This is a genomic window from Streptomyces sp. NPDC056169, from assembly GCF_042268445.1.
In the GTDB taxonomy this organism is placed as follows: Bacteria; Actinomycetota; Actinomycetes; order Streptomycetales; family Streptomycetaceae; genus Streptomyces.
This window is the reverse complement of sequence record NZ_JBHJUO010000028.1, coordinates 64,775-76,492: the sequence shown is the minus strand read 5'-3', so window position 1 is coordinate 76,492 and position 11,718 is coordinate 64,775. Positions and strand designations below refer to the sequence as shown.

Sequence of the window (11,718 nt, the reverse complement as noted above, 5' to 3'; positions counted from 1 at the left end):
TGGAGGGACAGCGAAGACCTGATCTGCAGTCACCTCCCATGCGAATAGCGAAGAACCGGGCATCTAGGCGCATTCGTATCGCTTCACTCCTGACCCGCCTCTCCACCGGTTCTGCAAGACCCGGTAAGGTCCCCTTCGAATCTCAGCACCACAGGAGGCAGGCATGCCACGCAATGGGTCAGGCGGATCCGCCAACTCGGGGGGCATGGAGGACATCCCACTGCGCCCCACCACAGCGCCCCGCAGGGTCCGCACGGACATCATCGTCGCGAACCCCCGCAACCTCCGGGACGGCGATCTGTGGGACAACGACGAGCAGCGGGACCAGATGGTCGTCTCCATGCAGGAGGTCGGCCAGATCTCCGCGCTGGTGGTCTGCTCCCGTCAGGAGTACGACAAGCGGCACCCGGGCTACGACCTCGCCCCCTCCGCCCAGTACGTGATCCTGGCCGGCCACCGCAGGCACGAAGCCATCCGCCTGGCTGAAATCGAAGAGACGCGCATCGACCTTCGGGACGACCAGCTCCCGAACGCCGACCTCCTCATGATCGAGGAGAACATGAAGCGGAAGGCCCTCAGTGTCTTGCAGGAGGCAGAGGGCTACCGGCGCCTGGAGGTGGACGGGGACAGCCATGCAGCCATCGCCAAGAAGGTCGGCCGGTCCAAGTCCCACATCACCAAGCGCATCACGCTCCTCAAGCTCCCCGATGACGCGAAGGCCGCGCTGACGGCGAAGACACTCACGATCGACAACGCCTACAACCTCTTCACGGCATTCGGCCCGGAAGGCGTGGGTCTCATCCTTCCGGCGAACGACCTCCTTCGCAGCGACCGGAACCTCTCCGTGGCGGACGCCGTGAACCGACTGCTGCTCAGCAGCGTGGCGACGAAGACCGAACAGGACAGCCCCGTCGCCTCCGAACCGGTTCTGCCAGAACCGGTTCCCATCGCCGGGGCCCGCACCTCCGCCGCGCCGGGACCCTCTCACACCACGCAGGCCGGTTCTGCCAGAACCGGAGAACCTGCCGCGGAACCGTCCGCCCCGACTGGCACGGCGGTTCTGCCAGAACCGACCCCCAGTGGAACTTCCGCGACTTTTTCGCCGTCCGTACCCACAGCCCGCACCGAGCCGCCTACTGCCGACGCGGCAGAGACGGGCAATTCGGCGGAGAAGCAGCGGCCTTTCGCCAGTGCAGCGCGGGACTACTTCTGCGCCAAGCTCGTCGGCCAGCACACTCAGCCTGTCGCGGACGCCCCCGCTACCCGCATCGCCGAAACTGTGCTCCTCCAGGCGTCTGCGGCCACACTCGCGCGCGTGCATGGGTGGATGCAGCGAATCGAGCCGGCCGTCGTCGGGGAGCTCACCCCCAGCGGGTACCGAGACACCGTCCTTGCCCAGGGAGACGCGGCACGCATCTGTCGCCTCGCCTACGCAACATCCCTCGCAGAGTCCGAACTGCGCGCCGCCAACCGCACCCGCAACTGGGACTCCCGAGACGTCGCCTACCTCAACCACCTGGTCGCCAGTGGGTACACACCCACCCCGTGGGACCAGCAGCACCTCAGCTAGCCGCGGCCAGCGCCGACCAGGAGACCCACATGATTGGCACCTACCTACCCCCGAAGTACGCCCCTCACATCGACGCTCCCGTCTTCTTGATGATGAACAGGGCCGGCTCCGTCGGGAAGACCACCTTCGCGAACAGCGTCTTCGTCGAGGCTGCGCTCCGCGGCTACCGTGGCATCATCTTCGACGCCGACCTCCAGAGCGACATGAGCTACTGGTTCGGCTACGACGGCGACTACATCCCTGAGGGCGCGCCGTCCATTCACGACCTCATGCTTGGCAAGGCCAAGCTCCAGGACGTTCTGCTTCCGGCGCGTACACGCATCGCACCCGGCAATGATCAGTCGTCCTTCGAGGTCATCCCCGGGCTCTACCTCGTCCGCGGCGACATCAAGATGAAGCAGGCCGACGGCGAGCTTGCACTCGCCGGATCCACGTCCGTCTTCTGGCTACAGGAAGTCATTCGGAAGCAGGTCGAGCCCGGCTCCATCGACTTCCTCGCCATCGACGCGCCAGCCTCCTACGGGCGTCTCTCCGAGTCCCTCATGGCTGCGGCCACCGATGTCATCACGATGATGAAGCCGATGCGCAAGGAGCTCCGCGGAGCGCGCGCACTGGCCGAAGAGATCGCCACCCTGAACAACGACATGGACCGCTACGACGTCAGGCTCTCGCCCACCTGGTACTGCATCAACGACGCCAAGGTCAGCAGCCAGGGACATTTCTACGGCAACATGCAGGACGAGGCCCGTGAGATCTACGGCGACCGTCTCCTGCCTGAGCTGAGGAACTCGGTAGTCGTAGCCGAGGCGTACGACGCGCAGGAGCCGCTGCCGATCTGGGCTCCCAAGTCGGACGCAACGAAGGTGGTCGGCAGAATCGCGGACGAGCTCGGCTTCGCCGAGAAGCAGCCCCGCGAGTAGGCGAGCGGTTCTGGCAGAACCGGGTAGACGTAGGCGTCTGCAGCGTGGGACCGGTTCTGGCAGAACCGCCCACGCGTCAGCCCTACCGTCGTGGCGAGGCTCGCGGCTACAATCTCCGTCATCTGACGGGCTTGCCCGTGAGGTCTCTGGCCCTCGCAGGCCATCGGGTCGTTGTCGGCAAAACTCCGTCCCCTGGCCGCGGGGGCTTCCTCATGCCCACCACCAGATTTCCATACCGATTCCGCCCAACTGCGCAGCAATATGCGCGTATCGCCACACTTTAGGCGGTGCGTGTGGCGCGAAAAACAGACCAGATTCTCGCCGTAGTGCTCCCTCAGGTGACACAGTGGCGTACCCGGGATGGATGGCAGCCATCCCGGATCCCGAAGCCCGGACATGGGGAGTACGGGCCGAGGACCCTTCCCGAGCTGCCACGGAGCGGAGACGCCCCCGATGCCCTCAGCAGAGCACGCCCCCGCACCCCCGGCCGAACCCGGCCCCGGCGCAGGATCCGTGATCCATCTCGCTCACCGCCGGCGCCGCCCCGCGGTCGTCCACCCAGTGCCCGATCCGCCGTCGACCCCGGCCTTCGAGCTCGCCCTCACCGTTCAGGCAATGCTCCAGGCGGACGGCCAGAGCCTCCACGACCCAGCCACCGCACAGGCCTTCGCCACCACGCTGCAGGCCGTCCTCCTCCTCGTCGACGGCGCCCACGCGCAGGGCATTCTGGGCGAGGAGCAGTGGCAGGCAATGCGGGTCATGCTCGACGACATGCGGGCCGCGCCCGACCTCGTCTAGTCGGCATATGCCGAAGGACATTGCGGATGTACCGGGAGAACCCCCGGCAACCTTGATCGCGGCGAGTTGACCGATCCGTACGCAGCGCTGTCAACAGCCGTCACACCTGTGCCACGATGGGGCGTCCGGAACCACCCGGAGTGAGCAACTCCGGCCCCGGGCGCGCGTCCCTGGCACCCCGTCACGCACCCGCGCCCGCGAGGGCCGCACAGCGGACGGGGACACCATGCACAGTGGGGACACCACCACCCCGGCGGAACGCCTCCGCCTCCTCCACGACGAGTACCTGACGCCCGGCCCCGCCCCCCACGCCGAACGCGTCAGCAAGTCCACCGAGCCGTCCACGCCGATCCGCCTCGCCGTGTACGACCACATCAAGGCAACAGTCGACGAGCTCACCGACTTCGCCGACGTCAACCGCGACGGCCGGTCCGCCGCCCCACGCCCCCCGGGGGTAGAGAACGCCTACCGGTGGGCCGTAGAGGAGACCGCCCACCTCGAAGGCCGGCGCGCACGCATCCGGGACGCCGTGATCTACCGGCAGGGCCTCGAGCACGCCATCCTCATGGGCGACACGAAAGCCATCCGCCGCCACGCCTGCCCCGACTGCAACACCTGGGGCCTCACCTGGCACCGGCAGCGCGAGACCGTCGTCTGCCTGAACCGCTACTGCTCCGACGACGACGGCCAGCACACCACCTGGACCCTCGCCCAGCTCGCCGAGAACCACGTCGACCGCCAAGCCGCCACCGCGGCCCGTGCAACCTGACGGCCACCTCGCGAGTCTAGGTAGCGCCCACCCGTACACCCTCATCACCTGACGGGGCTTCCCGATCACCCGTCAGCAACCGCACGACACCCGCACATCGGCCGCCGGCGCTGCGAACGACGGCCAGCCGAGACCCGGGAGCCCCAGTGGCCATCAGCACCATCCAGCCCTACCCGCTCGACAGTGACCTGGTGACGTACAAGGAGGCGCGACAGCTCTTCGCCGAGACCGGGCACGACGTGTCGGAGACGACGATGCGCCGGTGGGTGAAGGAGCGGAAGCTCATCACCGACAAGGCATGTGGCGTCGTGCACGTCTCCTACTCCGACCTGCTGGTCGCCCACGGCGAATGGGTCGCCACGTCAGCCGCCGCATCTGTTCCCTGACACCTTCTCCGGTCTCCCTTCTCAGCCCCGCCCCGTTCCCGGGGGCGGGGCTTTTCGCTGCCCGCAACACCCGCTAACCCATTGCGCGCGCAATAGATTATGACTTACGGTGGTGGAGCCGACAACGCACCAGCCCAACCGGGCCGATGCGGAGTACCTGAATGGAGCGCCGCCATGACCGTGCTCACCACCACCCGCCCCACCAAGCCCCTCGCCCACTACGGGCAGCTCAACACCACCCAGCAGCACGGCTTCGACAGCGCCATGGAATGCGCCGACTCCTCCAACGACGTCGGCCGCTACGACACCGCGATGTGCATCGCCGTCATCGCCCTCGGCTTCCACCTCCCCTTCTTCCTCCCCGACAGCGGCGAGATCGTCCGGTGCGCCTGCCCGGCCTGCTGCTGCGACGCGATCTTCGACACCTCCGGCCCGGACCTGCGCACCGTCGACACCACCGACCACGGCCTCCCGCAGTACCAGTGCGCGGACTGCACCGACGAGCACCCCGCGCCCCACGAGGACTAACCCCCTCCAGCACCGGCCCGGCCGCCAGGTCGAGGACCCCACTCCCTCGCGGTCGGGCCGGACCAACCCGTCACCAGAGACCCCACGCAGCACGCCACGGGAGACACCCATGTCCGAGATCGGCCTCATCCTCCGCACCACCCAGGACATCGCGAACCAGCACGGCCTCATCCCCCAGCCCTTCCCCCACTTCGCCCACCCCGACGGCCGCCTCCACCTCGCCGCCGCCGTCTTCCGCGCCGTCACCGGGAAGACCCCCACCGCCTTCCACGACGACATCCCGAAGGCCGTGCTGCTCCTCGAGACCAACGAGACCGTCATGGCGACCCTCCGCTGGATCTCCGCCGTCCTCCCCACCCAGCCCCCGCACGACGAGGCCACCGGCAAGGACGACTACCTCGAACACATCACCACCTGGCTCGACGAGCCCGACTTCTTCACCAAGCGCCGCCCCAACACCTCCGACGTCATCGGCCTCCTCGGCCGAGCCGCCGAGACCTCCGACACCCTCACCGACGTCCCCCGCCAGCGCACCGCCGCCTGACCCCCCGAACGGAGACCACCGCCATGAGCCTCATGACCACCAACCCGGCCCCCGGGGGATACGCCCACACACCCGAGTACGCCGCCGGCCGCGCCGACGCCTACGACGACGCCCACCACCACACCCTCGACCACCTCGCCGCCCGCGCCGCCCTCTACGCCGAGCACGCCCACCTCCTCACCGCCCTCGGCTACGCCGACCGCGTCCTCGAGATGCGCATGGAACACGCCGCCGTCAGTGCTGCCGAGACCGAACTCGCCCACACCGACCGCGTCGGCGGCGCCGCATGAAGAGTCCACTGACGGACGACTACCTGGACTTGCTCCGATCCATCGGATTCCAGCGCCCCACCCAGCCCTCCGGTCTGCACTGGCTCCCCAAGACCGAGACCGAGATCGACCTGCTGCGCCAGGCCCAGGCCCTCGAAGCCGCCCGCACGAACCTCCTTGCCGAGGTGGACCGGCTGCGGGCCGAGCGGCACACCACCAACGAGGCCCTCTCCGACGTCGCCGAACAGCTCCGCGCCAACCGCGACCGCCTTGCCGAGCTGGAGCTGTACGCCCCCACTGGGTTCGACCCTGTCGAGGACATCGAGTACGAGGTCGTCGGCGACTGGGGAGTCGACGGCGCCGTCAGCGCCGACGCAGCCATCGCCTTCGTCCGCAAGGCACTCCAGGACTACCCCCACTGCGGCGCCCGCGCCCAGCAGCGCACCGTACGCACCTGGGACGACGACTCCCAGTGGTACGGCCCCTGGACCGACCTTCCGCTCCCCGACAACGCGGCACAGCAGGAAGAGAAGCCCCTGCGGCCCGGCGTACAGCGCCTGAACGAACGAGCGGCCACGGAGGGCGAAGCCACCCACTGGCGGCGGCTGGGCATGACTCCCCCTCCCCGGCAGGCCGAGGACCCGCACGACCACTTCCTGCACCAGCGGTTCGAGACCTGCCGCGACCTGCCCACCACTCCCACGGCCATCCCGTGACGGAAGAGGAGATCTCCTGCCTCGGCAAGGTCCGCTACCACCAGCGGGCCTACGCCAAGAAGGTCTCCAGCCGCATACGCCGTACGGGCGGCCCCAACCTCCGCCCGTACCCCTGCCGGTACTGCACCTGCTGGCACCTCGGCCACAGCCCCGGCCAGGCCACTTACCTCCGCACCCGCCTCAACGGCCCCGTCCCCGTACAGGAGCTCACCTCATGACCCCGCCCACAGTCGTCGGAATCGACACCAGCCTCACCGCCACCGGCATCGCCTCCAGCAGCGGCTGGTGCCAGGTCGTCGGCTGGACCGACAAGAAACGCCCCCTCACCAAGCTCTCCCACCCCGAGCGCGCCGCGGCCCTTCAGCACGTACGCACCCTGGTCCTCGACACCATCGGCCGACCCGACCTCGCCGTCCTCGAAACCCCCGCCCTCTCCCGCACCGGCGGAGGCGGACACGAACGCGGCTGGCTCTGGTGGGAGGTCTACAGCGCGCTCACCGCCCGCGGTATCCCCGTCGGCCTCATGTCGACCAACCAGCGCATGCTCTACGCCACCGGCAAGGGCGCAGCCACCAAGAACCTCATCGTCGACGCCGTCGCCCGCCGCTGGCCCACCTGGCCCACCAACGGAGACGACAACGCCGCCGACGCCGTCGTCCTCATGGCCGCCGGCCGCGACTGGCTTGGCCACACCCTCACCCCCATGCCCCAGACCCACCGCGCGGCCATCACCAAGGCCACCTGGCCTGAGCCCACTGCTGCCGCCGCGTAGCCCTGCCAACACCCTGACAACACCTGGGAGAGACCCCGTGAGCACCGAAACCCGCCTCGCCATAACACCGGCCGCTTCAACGCCTTCCGGCGGCTGGAAGGCCCCCTGCCGCGTCGAACCCGACCTGTTCTTCCAGCGTTCTAACCGAGCCCAGGACGAGGTCCGTGCGTACTGCCGTGCCTGCCCTGAACTCACGCGGTGCGCGGCGGCTGTCCTGAAGGCCGGTGGTCACTCCAGCGACCGGTGGAGCGTGATGGCCGGCCTCAACCCGGCGCAGCGGGTCGCGCTCGCGTGGGAGCAGCGTCTTCGTGGGCACGGGCCGGACCTGGAGGTTGCCCGGATGCTGCTCAGGCACGTGTGGCAGTACCGGCTGTACCCCCTGCGGAGTGCTGGTCTCAACCCCGACGAGATTGCCGAGTCGCTGCGGATCGATGGACTGGTCACCGACGGGCTGACGGTACGGCTGGCGGTGTGGTGGCTGGGCGGCAAGGGCGCTTGGGTCACCTGGCGCACCCGCGGCGGACGGGTCGACCGGCTCGTAGCGGAGCACGCGGACGTCATGACCAGGCTCCGCAGCCTCAGGGCCATCCATGCGGACATCGCCGCCTACCTCGGCGCCGAGCTCACGTACGTCTCGCGCGCAGTGACGTCCATGGAGCAGTCGCGGGCTGCGGCGGAAGGCCTGGAGGTGGCGGCATGAGCCAGCTCACCGCACAGGACCGCGGGGACCTCGCGGCGGAGATGCTGCCGGTCGCCGCCCGCCTGGCGGTGATCGTGCAGGGCGACGGGGGCGTGCAGGACGTGGAGGAGCTCCTCGACGAGCTGGACCAGCAGCGGCAGACCGCGCTCCTCGTCGTACTCGCCGGCCTTGTCGATCCGGACAGTTCCCTTGGCACGGTGCTGGGGTGGCTCGACTTCGACGAACACGGCGCGCCCGCCGAGGCCGTGCAGACCAGCCGCCGGACGCTTCGGGACCTGGTCGTGGAACCGGCGCCGATGGATGCCGGGGTGGACGAGGTGGCGGTTGAGCGGGCTCTTTCCCACCCGGCTGGTGCGGCCGGGGTCCGCTTGAACCGGGATGAGCGGCGCCTGGGCGTGGACCGGGGAATCCGTCGGGGCCTGTCGTACGAGCAGGTGGCGGAGCGTCTCGGGATGTCTGTGCCCGCCGTGAAGAGAGCGTGGGACCGGGCGAAGGACCGGGCGCGGGCGGAGGGTCGGTACGTGCCGGCGCAGCCCGTGGGACAGATCAGCAGCGTGGCCTGAAGGGCCGGAAGACAGACGAAGGAGAGCAGGACCATGGCAGGCGAAACGATCATCACGATTGTCGGCAATCTCGTGGACGATCCCGAGCTTCGATTCACAAGCTCCGGGGCGGCGGTGGCGAAGTTCCGGATCGCGTCGACCCCGCGGGTGTTCGACAAGCAGACCAACGAGTGGAAGGACGGCGAGGGCCTGTTCCTGTCGTGCTCGGTGTGGCGGCAGGCGGCGGAGAACGTGGCGGAGTCCCTGCAGAAGGGCATGCGGGTCATCGTGCAGGGTCAGTTGAAGCAGCGTTCCTACGAGGATCGGGAGGGTGTCAAGCGCACTGTCTATGAGCTGGACGTCCTCGAGCTGGGCCCGTCGTTGAAGTCGGCGACGGCGCGGGTGACGAAGAACGCCGGCGGGTCTGGGCGGGGTGCGTACGAGTCGGCGCGGCGGGAGCAGGGTGCGGCGTCGGCGCAGGATCCGTGGTCGTCGTCGACGCCGGGCACGCACGGCGGCGGGCAGGGTGCTGGTGGCGGGTCGTGGGGTGGGGGAGGGGGCGACGAACCTCCGTTCTGACGGTGAGGAGTTGTTGGGCCCGGTCCCGGGTGGGGCCAGGCCTTCGCGTTCCCCCCTCCATCCATAATCCATTGCGCGCGCAATGGATTATGAGTTAGGGTGGCAGAGCCGACAACGACCCACCCACAACGCACTGGGGGACACATGATCGACAACCTCGGCTTCCACACCGACCGCGACTTCCACACCGAACTCGCCACCCTCCAGAGCGAGATCACCATCCTCACCGCCCAGGTTGGCCACTCCCACTCCTGGGAGGCCCGGCACAACGCGCTGGCCCAGCTCGACCACCTGCGTGGCCGCGCCGACGTCATCGCCCGTGAGGCCGCTGCCGCCGACGCGAACCAGGAGCGCCTCGCCGCTGCCGTCCGCCTCGTCGGCGACATCGACCTCGGCTTCATCGCCTACGTCGTCTTCGGCCCCGCCGCCCTCCCCATGCAGCCCCGCTACGAAGTCCGGCTCATCGAGCGTCGCGGCGGCTACACCGTGCCGGGGACGGTCCGCCGCGACCTCACCGAGGAGCAGATCGTCGAGGCGCAGCGGGAGGTGCTCGCCGAGACCCTCAAGCCCGGCGGTCACGCCCGTCTGTGGAACCAGACCGCCCACGACTTCCGTACGCAGGTCACCGCGTACTGACCCCAGACTGGCCCCCACCCCCAAGGGGCCGCCGCCCTCCCCGACTCCCCCCAGCGGGGAGGGCACCGCGGGCAGGCACCCGGACACGCGGCGGCACGGATCCCCCTCCCGTGCACCACCCCGCAGCCCGTCGAGTGCCGCCCACCCCGGCCGCGCGCCCCGACTCCCCCTTCCCGGGGCGCGCGGCCACCCACGAGACCTCGCCGAGAAGGAGCCCGCCATGGCCGCCACCCCGCCCACCGGCTACACCATCCCGGCTGCCGCCGCCCAACTCCTCGCCACCGCGCAGGCCGCCGGCTGGCGCACCTTGACCTCCTGGACCCCACCCGCCTACCAGCGCGCCCCGTTCCTCACCGTCCGCGTTGGCCTCCACGCCAGCAACGGCGGGATCTGGCACTACCGGCTGACCTGGCACTCCCGCGGCTGCGCCCCCGGCCACGTGCGCCTGTTCAGCAGCGTCGCCCGAACCCCGGGCCATCCCGCGTGGCACAACGGCCCGTCTCTCAAGGCCATCCGTGCGGTCATCGCGCAGAACCCCAACACCTGACCAGCAAGGAGGGCTCGTTGAGCTCGCACTACGCCACCGGCGACATCTGGATCGGCAACCTCGACGGCCCTGACGAGATCGCCACCGTCGCCGAGATCGTCGAGGGCGCGCTCCGCAGCGCCGGCTACAAGGTCAGCGTGACCCTCACCGACCACCCGTACGACAACGACAAGAAGGAGGACTGATGGACGCCTCTGACCCGACCGCCTTGCAAGAGGGCGCCTTGACCGAGGAAGCCCCCGAACCCGACATGAGCAGCGAGACGCTCTTGACCGACCTCGCTCAGATCCACACCCGCACCGTTGCCTCCCCGCTCCCGCGCGATCCCGGACTCCTCGGGTGGCAGATGACCGCTGGCGCGCTCGCGGCCGGGTTCTCCGTCGCCCTCCACGAACTGGCCCAGCTGGCGCCGGAACAGGCCGAACGGGTCGCCGCCTGGTACCACGGACCGTTCGGCGACGGCCCGAACGCGATGGCCTACTCGGCGTGGGCGGAGAAGCACGTCGCGGGAAGCCCGGAGAAGTTCCAGGAGTGGGTGGCAGACGCCCGAGAGCGGGCCACTCGGGCGCAGCAGCCGATCGACGGGCTTGCCAAGGGGGCCAGCCCCTACCCCCTGGACCAGCAGAAGCCGTCCTGACCACCTGCCACACGAGGAAGGACCGAGACCAATGAAGCAGCGCCCCGCGAACTCGCGCGTCAACCACGGCGACCCGGCCTGCGCCGACTACGGCTGCAAGCGCGAGGAATGCCTCCAGTCCAGGCGGCGCGTCATGAAGCAGCGCGAGTACCTCGCCCAGACCGGCCGGTCCTGCCTGACCGGCACCGATCGGACCGGCCCTCACATTGCGAGGCTCCGGGGCGCCGGCATGACGGACGCCGCCATCCAGAACGCCGCACGCATTGGTCGTGACGCCCTCTACAAGGCGGCGCGCCCCGGAGGCGCCATCGCCAGGGCCACGGAGACGAAGATCCTCGCCATCGCGTTGCCGTCCGTCATGCCGCGCGCCGCATCCATCAACCGCGCCCGGGTCGACGGCCGCAGCACCCGCCTGCGCCTGCAAGCCCTGACGGCCCTCGGCTGGCCCCAGTACGTCATCGCCAACGCAATGGGCGGCGGCACGACCTCCAAGTCCCTGTCCCGGCTGATGCTGCGCATGCGCCGCGGCGACAGGTACGTCAGCCTCTCCACCGCCCAGAAAGCCCAGCGGGCCTACGAACAGCTGTGGAACCAGGACCCGCTCGAGCACGGGGTGTTCTCGGGGGCGGTTGTCCGGGCGAAGGCAACTGCCGCTGCCGAAGGGTGGCGCCGGCCCATGGACCTGGACGACGACGTCCTCGACGACCCAGGGCGCAGCCGAGTCGTCGACATCTCCCCCCACAAGAAGAGCTCTCCCCGCACGTCCGTTTCCGCTGCGCCTGCCGCCGCCTGACCCGCCCACCAC

At 69.5% G+C, this 11,718-nt stretch carries 19 protein-coding genes; all 19 read left to right on the top strand.

Annotated features, from left to right (window positions below; genetic code table 11):
• The first annotated feature begins 205 nt into the window (after positions 1–205).
• The 19 genes from ACFC0G_RS35915 to ACFC0G_RS35825 all read left to right on the top strand — a co-directional run bounded on the left by ACFC0G_RS35915 (position 206) and on the right by ACFC0G_RS35825 (position 11,706).
• Entirely contained in the window at positions 206–1,570 is a 1,365-nt protein-coding gene (locus ACFC0G_RS35915) for a ParB/RepB/Spo0J family partition protein (RefSeq protein WP_376412077.1), read from the top strand.
• Between the two features lie 29 nt (positions 1,571–1,599).
• The gene (locus ACFC0G_RS35910) at positions 1,600–2,490 is read left to right on the top strand and encodes a ParA family protein (protein ID WP_376412074.1); all 891 of its coding nucleotides are present in this window, start codon (positions 1,600–1,602) and stop codon (positions 2,488–2,490) included.
• Positions 2,491–3,003: 513 nt separating this feature from the next.
• Positions 3,004–3,288 (top strand): hypothetical protein, encoded by a 285-nt coding sequence (locus ACFC0G_RS35905; protein ID WP_376412071.1) that lies wholly within the window; start codon positions 3,004–3,006, stop codon positions 3,286–3,288.
• A 226-nt stretch (positions 3,289–3,514) separates the two neighbouring features.
• Positions 3,515–4,057 carry a hypothetical protein gene (locus tag ACFC0G_RS35900; protein WP_376412068.1) on the top strand — a complete coding sequence of 181 codons (543 nt, stop codon included), beginning with the start codon at positions 3,515–3,517 and terminating at the stop codon, positions 4,055–4,057.
• A 146-nt stretch (positions 4,058–4,203) separates the two neighbouring features.
• Positions 4,204–4,443, top strand: a complete 240-nt coding sequence (locus ACFC0G_RS35895) for a hypothetical protein (RefSeq protein ID WP_376412065.1) — start codon at positions 4,204–4,206, stop codon at positions 4,441–4,443.
• A gap of 174 nt (positions 4,444–4,617) precedes the next feature.
• A complete protein-coding gene (locus ACFC0G_RS35890; protein WP_376412063.1) occupies positions 4,618–4,971 on the top strand; it encodes a hypothetical protein in 354 nt (117 codons plus the stop codon).
• Between the two features lie 109 nt (positions 4,972–5,080).
• Positions 5,081–5,515 (top strand): hypothetical protein, encoded by a 435-nt coding sequence (locus ACFC0G_RS35885; protein ID WP_376412059.1) that lies wholly within the window; start codon positions 5,081–5,083, stop codon positions 5,513–5,515.
• Between the two features lie 23 nt (positions 5,516–5,538).
• Positions 5,539–5,805 (top strand): hypothetical protein, encoded by a 267-nt coding sequence (locus tag ACFC0G_RS35880; protein WP_376412056.1) that lies wholly within the window; start codon positions 5,539–5,541, stop codon positions 5,803–5,805.
• Entirely contained in the window at positions 5,802–6,500 is a 699-nt protein-coding gene (locus ACFC0G_RS35875; protein ID WP_376412053.1) for a hypothetical protein, read from the top strand. Before ACFC0G_RS35880 ends, ACFC0G_RS35875 begins: the two co-directional genes overlap by 4 nt.
• A complete protein-coding gene (locus ACFC0G_RS35870; RefSeq protein ID WP_376412051.1) occupies positions 6,497–6,718 on the top strand; it encodes a hypothetical protein in 222 nt (73 codons plus the stop codon). The genes ACFC0G_RS35875 and ACFC0G_RS35870 overlap by 4 nt, the downstream gene beginning before the upstream one ends.
• Positions 6,715–7,272, top strand: a complete 558-nt coding sequence (locus ACFC0G_RS35865; RefSeq protein WP_376412048.1) for a hypothetical protein — start codon at positions 6,715–6,717, stop codon at positions 7,270–7,272. The genes ACFC0G_RS35870 and ACFC0G_RS35865 overlap by 4 nt, the downstream gene beginning before the upstream one ends.
• A gap of 37 nt (positions 7,273–7,309) precedes the next feature.
• The gene (locus tag ACFC0G_RS35860; RefSeq protein WP_376412046.1) at positions 7,310–7,972 is read left to right on the top strand and encodes a WhiB family transcriptional regulator; all 663 of its coding nucleotides are present in this window, start codon (positions 7,310–7,312) and stop codon (positions 7,970–7,972) included.
• Complete coding sequence (locus ACFC0G_RS35855; protein WP_376412043.1) at positions 7,969–8,535, top strand: hypothetical protein; 567 nt, start codon at positions 7,969–7,971, stop codon at positions 8,533–8,535. Before ACFC0G_RS35860 ends, ACFC0G_RS35855 begins: the two co-directional genes overlap by 4 nt.
• A 33-nt stretch (positions 8,536–8,568) precedes the next feature.
• Positions 8,569–9,093, top strand: a complete 525-nt coding sequence (locus tag ACFC0G_RS35850; RefSeq protein WP_376412040.1) for a single-stranded DNA-binding protein — start codon at positions 8,569–8,571, stop codon at positions 9,091–9,093.
• 144 nt (positions 9,094–9,237) lie between these two features.
• Positions 9,238–9,729: a hypothetical protein gene (locus tag ACFC0G_RS35845; protein ID WP_376412037.1), complete on the top strand. Its 492-nt coding sequence runs from the start codon at positions 9,238–9,240 to the stop codon at positions 9,727–9,729.
• Between the two features lie 220 nt (positions 9,730–9,949).
• Positions 9,950–10,276 (top strand): hypothetical protein, encoded by a 327-nt coding sequence (locus ACFC0G_RS35840; RefSeq protein ID WP_376412034.1) that lies wholly within the window; start codon positions 9,950–9,952, stop codon positions 10,274–10,276.
• Positions 10,277–10,293: 17 nt separating this feature from the next.
• A complete protein-coding gene (locus ACFC0G_RS35835) occupies positions 10,294–10,461 on the top strand; it encodes a hypothetical protein (protein ID WP_376412031.1) in 168 nt (55 codons plus the stop codon).
• Positions 10,461–10,913: a hypothetical protein gene (locus ACFC0G_RS35830; protein ID WP_376412028.1), complete on the top strand. Its 453-nt coding sequence runs from the start codon at positions 10,461–10,463 to the stop codon at positions 10,911–10,913. The genes ACFC0G_RS35835 and ACFC0G_RS35830 overlap by 1 nt, the downstream gene beginning before the upstream one ends.
• A gap of 31 nt (positions 10,914–10,944) precedes the next feature.
• Positions 10,945–11,706 (top strand): hypothetical protein, encoded by a 762-nt coding sequence (locus tag ACFC0G_RS35825; protein ID WP_376412025.1) that lies wholly within the window; start codon positions 10,945–10,947, stop codon positions 11,704–11,706.
• Positions 11,707–11,718 lie beyond the last annotated feature (12 nt).

Bases quoted from the DNA above. Each gene is read 5' to 3' on its own strand.
- ACFC0G_RS35915 (WP_376412077.1), top strand. From the start codon at position 206: ATGGAGGACATCCCACTGCGCCCCACCACAGCGCCCCGCAGGGTCCGC.
- ACFC0G_RS35910 (WP_376412074.1), top strand. From the start codon at position 1,600: ATGATTGGCACCTACCTACCCCCGAAGTACGCCCCTCACATCGACGCT.
- ACFC0G_RS35900 (WP_376412068.1), top strand. From the start codon at position 3,515: ATGCACAGTGGGGACACCACCACCCCGGCGGAACGCCTCCGCCTCCTC.
- ACFC0G_RS35890 (WP_376412063.1), top strand. From the start codon at position 4,618: ATGACCGTGCTCACCACCACCCGCCCCACCAAGCCCCTCGCCCACTAC.
- ACFC0G_RS35885 (WP_376412059.1), top strand. From the start codon at position 5,081: ATGTCCGAGATCGGCCTCATCCTCCGCACCACCCAGGACATCGCGAAC.
- ACFC0G_RS35880 (WP_376412056.1), top strand. From the start codon at position 5,539: ATGAGCCTCATGACCACCAACCCGGCCCCCGGGGGATACGCCCACACA.
- ACFC0G_RS35875 (WP_376412053.1), top strand. From the start codon at position 5,802: ATGAAGAGTCCACTGACGGACGACTACCTGGACTTGCTCCGATCCATC.
- ACFC0G_RS35865 (WP_376412048.1), top strand. From the start codon at position 6,715: ATGACCCCGCCCACAGTCGTCGGAATCGACACCAGCCTCACCGCCACC.
- ACFC0G_RS35855 (WP_376412043.1), top strand. From the start codon at position 7,969: ATGAGCCAGCTCACCGCACAGGACCGCGGGGACCTCGCGGCGGAGATG.
- ACFC0G_RS35850 (WP_376412040.1), top strand. From the start codon at position 8,569: ATGGCAGGCGAAACGATCATCACGATTGTCGGCAATCTCGTGGACGAT.
- ACFC0G_RS35845 (WP_376412037.1), top strand. From the start codon at position 9,238: ATGATCGACAACCTCGGCTTCCACACCGACCGCGACTTCCACACCGAA.
- ACFC0G_RS35840 (WP_376412034.1), top strand. From the start codon at position 9,950: ATGGCCGCCACCCCGCCCACCGGCTACACCATCCCGGCTGCCGCCGCC.
- ACFC0G_RS35830 (WP_376412028.1), top strand. From the start codon at position 10,461: ATGGACGCCTCTGACCCGACCGCCTTGCAAGAGGGCGCCTTGACCGAG.
- ACFC0G_RS35825 (WP_376412025.1), top strand. From the start codon at position 10,945: ATGAAGCAGCGCCCCGCGAACTCGCGCGTCAACCACGGCGACCCGGCC.